Here is a 4,963-nt window from a genome sequence, read left to right as displayed (position 1 = left end):
GGGCGTAGACCCCCACTCCGGCTCCGGCTGCGAGGACCACGGCCGCCCCCGCGACAGCCACGCCACGCTTGACGGTCCACTGCTTGCCGGCCGGGGCGTGTGCGGCGGGTCCTGCCGGTGCACCCCACCCGGGAGCGGGGGCTTGGGCCGCGGTGGCCGGGCCACCCCAACCCGGCTGGGGCGGGGCACCCCACCCCGGGGCCTGGGCCGGGTCGGGATGCGGGCCTTGGAAAACCGGCTCCCCCGTTGCGTACCCCCGTGTTGCGTGATCCCCGGTTGCGTAATCCTGTGTTGCGTAGGGAGTGGTCACGGGTGCCGGTGCGGCCTGGGGCGGGGTGTCGGAGCCGTGCTCGAGGCTGTGCTGGGAACTGTGTCCGGAGTGGTGTTCGGGGACGGGCCGGGGTCCGGTTCCGGGGTGCTGACCGCTCATGGTGTTACTCCTGTCAGGGTGCTTGATCATGTCCACCCCAGAGTGCTGAGCGATCCTGTGCCGGGGCTGTGCGGTCCGAAGGCCACGCCTGTGACCTTTCGCCGCTGCGCGGGGCATCCAGATCGGTAGTCTGGGATTCACAGGTGCCGCACAGGGTTCCTAAAGCCGCCCCCTAACGGCAGATCGGAGAGTCGTTCCATGGCCACTTCGCACTCCACCACCAACAACCTTCCCCAGCTCACGCACCCGGACGGCTCGCCGATCCGCGCGCTGGTGGTGGACGACGAGCCCAGCCTCTCCGAGCTCATGAGCATGGGCCTGCGGATGGCGGGCTGGTCCGTGGCCGTCGCCGGTGACGGGCCGACGGCGGTCAAACTGGCCAAGGACTTCCGGCCCGATGTCCTGGTGCTGGACGTGATGCTGCCGGGGTTCGACGGCGTCGAACTCCTCAGCCGCATCCGGGCCTTCGCACCGGAAGTTCCCGCACTGTTCCTGACGGCAAAGGATGCGGTGCAGGACCGTATCACCGGCCTCGCGGCGGGCGGCGACGACTACGTCACCAAGCCGTTCAGCATGGAAGAGGTACTCCTGCGGCTGCACCGGCTGGTGCAGCGCTCCGGGGTGGCGGCCATGGACACCGCCGAGCTGGTCGTGGGCGATCTGGTGCTCAATGTCGATACCCGCGACGTCACCCGGGCCGGCGAGGAACTGCACCTGACCGCAACCCAGTTTGATCTGCTGCGCTACCTCATGGAAAACCCCAAACGGGTCATCAGCAAGGCCCAGATCCTGGACCGCGTCTGGGACTACGATTTCGGCGGCCAGGCGAACATTGTCGAGCTCTACATCTCCTACCTGCGCAAGAAAATCGACGCCAACCACGCACCCATGATCCACACCGTGCGCGGCGCCGGCTACGTCCTGAAACCGGCGGACTGATCCGTGCCTACCCTTTCCGGCGTGACGCCAACGCCCGGCCGCGACTGGCGGAACCCGTCCACCTGGCATTTGCGCACCCGCCTGGTCCTGGTGGCCATGGCGTTGCTGGTGGCGATCTGCGGGGCCGTAGGCGTGGTCAGCTACGCCTCCATGGACGTGTTCCTGACCCGGCAGCTCGATACCCAGCTGGCCCAGGCCTCCCACCGCGCCAGCGAGTTCGGCCGGCCGGTCCCGGACGACTCCGGCCGCCGGCCCGACCCGCTGGAGGCGCGCGGCCAGGGCATCGGGACGCTGAACGCCCGGATCGCCAACGGCACGGTCAGCAACCCGGGGTTTTTGGCCGGGGACGCCACCCGCAAGAGCCTCTCCCCCGATGACAATGCGGTCCTCCTGGCACTAACCCCGGACGGCATCCCGGTGGAACGAAGCCTGTCGGCAGGCGCCTACCGGCTCACGGCCGTCCGCGCCCCTTACGGGGACATCATTGTCACCGGACTGCCGCTGGAGGAAAAACAAAACACCCTGGCCTCGCTGGTCTGGACCCTCGCCATTGTGTCCGCCGGCGGCCTCGTGCTGATCGGCCTGGCCGGCACCGCCATCATCCGGCGCACCATGAAGCCGCTCGAGCAGCTCTCCGAGGTGGCCACTAAAGTCTCCCGCCTGCCTCTGGACGCCGGCGAGGTGGCGCTGGGGGTACGCGTCCCGGCGTCGGCCGCCCATCCGGGAACGGAAGTGGGCAGCGTGGGGCACGCGCTGAACCAGATGCTGGACAACGTCTCCAACGCCCTCGAAGCGCGGCAGGAGAGCGAGATGAAGGTCCGGCAGTTCGTGGCCGACGCCTCGCACGAACTCCGCACCCCGCTGACCGCCATCCGCGGCTACACCGAACTGATGCGCATGACCGAACACTTCTCGCCCGACGGCGCGAAATCCCTGGCCCGCGTCCAGAGCCAGTCCGAGCGGATGACCACCCTCGTGGAGGATCTGCTGCTGCTGGCCCGGCTGGACGAGGGGCAGCCGCTGAAGATCACCGACGTCGACCTCACCCAGCTGGCCGTGGAAACGGTGAGCGACGAAAAGGTCATGGCCCCCGACCGCCGCTGGCAGCTCGAGCTCCCGGACGAACCCGTGGTGGTCCGCGGCGACGCCACCCAGCTCCACCAGGTCCTCGCCAACCTGCTCTCCAACGCGCGCAAACACACGGACCCCGGGACGAAGGTGGTCACCGGTGTGATGCGCTCAGCGGACGGCAGCGCCGTGGTCACCGTGACGGATAACGGCAACGGCATCGCCCCCGAATTCATCGGCCGGGTCTTCGCGCGCTTCGCCCGGGCCGACGCCTCCCGCGCCAACCCGGCCACGGCGGCTGTGTCTACCGCTGCGGCGCCCGCGGTTTCGTTGCCCGGGCGGGGCACGACGGCGGTCGCCGCCACGGCGTCCGAGGGCACCAGCGGCCTGGGGCTGTCCATTGTGCAGTCGATTGTCGCGGCCCACGGCGGCACCGTCGAAGTCTCGTCCCGGCCCGGACGGACCGAGTTCGCCGTCCGCCTTCCGGCAGTGCCGCCGTCGTCGTAATCCGCCGCGGCCCGGACTTCCACAGCCCCAGCACAGCTTGACCCTAAAGCCCTCTAATGGGCGGCCTGAAAAGTGGAACCATGACGTTCACAGACCAGGCCCCAGGAMCMCWGCCCCACTCCMCGGCGACGCCGSCYGGCCCGGTGTTGACCGGCCCCGGCACCCGGCGCGCAGCTATCGTCCCGCGTACCAGCAGTCCGCTGCTGGACGTCACCATTCCCGTTTTCAATGAGGAACGCGACCTCGAAGCCTGTCTGCGCCGGCTCCACGCGTATCTGCGGGGCTCGTTCCCGCACTCGTTCCGGATCACGGTGGCGGACAACGCCAGCACCGACGGCACACTCCAGACAGCGGAGCGCGTGGCCCGCGAACTACGCGAAGTGACGGTGGTCCACATGGCCGAAAAGGGCCGCGGGAATGCCCTGCGGAAGGTGTGGCTGGCTTCTTCGTCGCCCGTTCTGGCCTACATGGACGTGGACCTGTCCACCGACCTCGCGGCGCTGGGCCCGCTGCTGGCCCCGCTGATTTCGGGCCACTCGGACCTGGCGATCGGGACCCGGCTGACCCGTAACTCGCGGGTGGTCCGCGGGCCGAAGCGCGAATTTATCTCACGCGGCTACAACCTCCTGTTGCAGTCCCTGATGGGCGCGCATTTCAGCGACGCGCAGTGTGGATTCAAAGCGATCAGGGCCGACGTGGCCCGGCAGCTGCTGCCGCACACGCTGGACAACGCGTGGTTCTTTGACACCGAGCTGTTAGTCCTGGCCGAAAAGTGCGGCCTTCGGGTCCATGAAGTCCCCGTTGACTGGACCGACGATCCAGATTCGAGCGTGGACATCGTCCAGACGGCCCTCGCCGACCTGCGCGGGATGGCCCGCCTCAGCCGGGACCTGCTCTCGGGCCGCATTCCGGTTCCCGAGCTCCGCGCCGCCCTGGCCCGCGGACCACTGCCGGCGTCGTCCCGGGCGCAGGAACAAAGCCCCGGCGGGAGCCTGTTCGGTCAACTGGTGCGGTTCGGCAGCATCGGGGTGGCCTCCACCCTGGCCTACCTGCTCATCTTCTTGTTGTGCCGCGGTCTCATGAACCCCCAGCTGGCGAACTTCCTGGCGCTCCTCAGCACCGCCGTGGCTAATACGGCCGCCAACCGGCGGTTTACGTTCGGCATCCAGGGCAGCAGCCAGGCCGCGCGCCACCACTTCGAGGGCCTGCTGGTCTTCGGGATCGGGCTGGCCCTCACCTCGGGCGCACTGGCCCTGGTGCACGGCATGTCCGGCACGACCGACCGGTGGCTGGAGCTGGCCACCGTCACCGCGGCCAACCTCGCCGCCACCGCCGTAAAGTTCCTGCTTTTCCGGCTGGTGGTCTTCCGCCACCGGACCGTCCCGGTGCCCGCTCCGGCTGGCGACCCTGCCCTTCCCCTCCCCAGCACAGAAACGGCCAAGTAAATGACCGCAACCATTAGCCCCGCCGCCGAAACCACCAACGGCGTCCCCGCTCCCCCGGCGCAGACCGCCCGGGCGCCCCGGCCCGCCGATCTGCCCCCGGGCGGGGTCCAGAACCGCCGCGGGCGTTTGCTCTTCGGGGCCCAACCGCGCTGGGTGCGGCCCTCGGCGGCCCTGTTGCTGCTCCTCACCGAGGCCCTCTACCTGTGGAACCTCGAAGCSACCGGCTACGCCAACTCCTTCTACGCCGCGGCCATCCAGGCGGGCACGAAGGACTGGACCGCCTTGCTGTTCGGTTCCCTCGACGCCGGCAACGCCATCACCGTGGACAAGCCGCCGGCGGCCCTCTGGATCCCGGCCCTGTCCGGACGGATTTTTGGCTTCTCTGCGTTGAGCATGCTCATCCCCCAGGCGCTGATGGGCGTGGCCGCCGTCGGCGTTCTCTATCTGGCCGTCAAGCGCGTCTCCGGCCCGGCCGCCGGCCTGCTGGCCGGCGGCGCCCTGGCCCTGACCCCCGTGGCCGCCCTGATGTTCCGCTTCAACAACCCCGATGCCATGCTCACCCTCTGCCTGGTGC

General features: G+C 69.4%; 4 protein-coding genes and 1 pseudogene. 4 read left to right on the top strand and 1 reads right to left on the bottom strand.

Annotated features, from left to right (window positions below; translation table 11 throughout):
• Positions 1-430: pseudogene (locus tag AC1DHD_RS14335) on the bottom strand (hypothetical protein); the annotation flags it as partial.
• A gap of 198 nt (positions 431-628) precedes the next feature.
• Here AC1DHD_RS14335 and AC1DHD_RS14330 point away from each other — a divergent pair.
• The 4 genes from AC1DHD_RS14330 to AC1DHD_RS14315 form a co-directional block, all read left to right on the top strand.
• Positions 629-1,369 (top strand): response regulator transcription factor, encoded by a 741-nt coding sequence (locus AC1DHD_RS14330; protein WP_476880354.1) that lies wholly within the window; start codon positions 629-631, stop codon positions 1,367-1,369.
• Positions 1,370-1,390: 21 nt separating this feature from the next.
• Positions 1,391-2,944 (top strand): HAMP domain-containing sensor histidine kinase, encoded by a 1,554-nt coding sequence (locus AC1DHD_RS14325; RefSeq protein WP_476880353.1) that lies wholly within the window; start codon positions 1,391-1,393, stop codon positions 2,942-2,944.
• Positions 2,945-3,024: 80 nt separating this feature from the next.
• A complete protein-coding gene (locus AC1DHD_RS14320; RefSeq protein ID WP_476880352.1) occupies positions 3,025-4,389 on the top strand; it encodes a bifunctional glycosyltransferase family 2/GtrA family protein in 1,365 nt (454 codons plus the stop codon).
• Positions 4,390-4,963, top strand: a 574-nt coding sequence (locus AC1DHD_RS14315) for a glycosyltransferase family 39 protein (protein WP_476880351.1), incomplete at its 3' end; no start/stop codon positions are given.

It is taken from the genome of Arthrobacter sp. 05L45_2 (assembly GCF_056397525.1).
The sequence above is the reverse complement of the archived record's forward strand: the minus strand, read 5'-3'. Positions and strand labels throughout refer to the sequence as shown.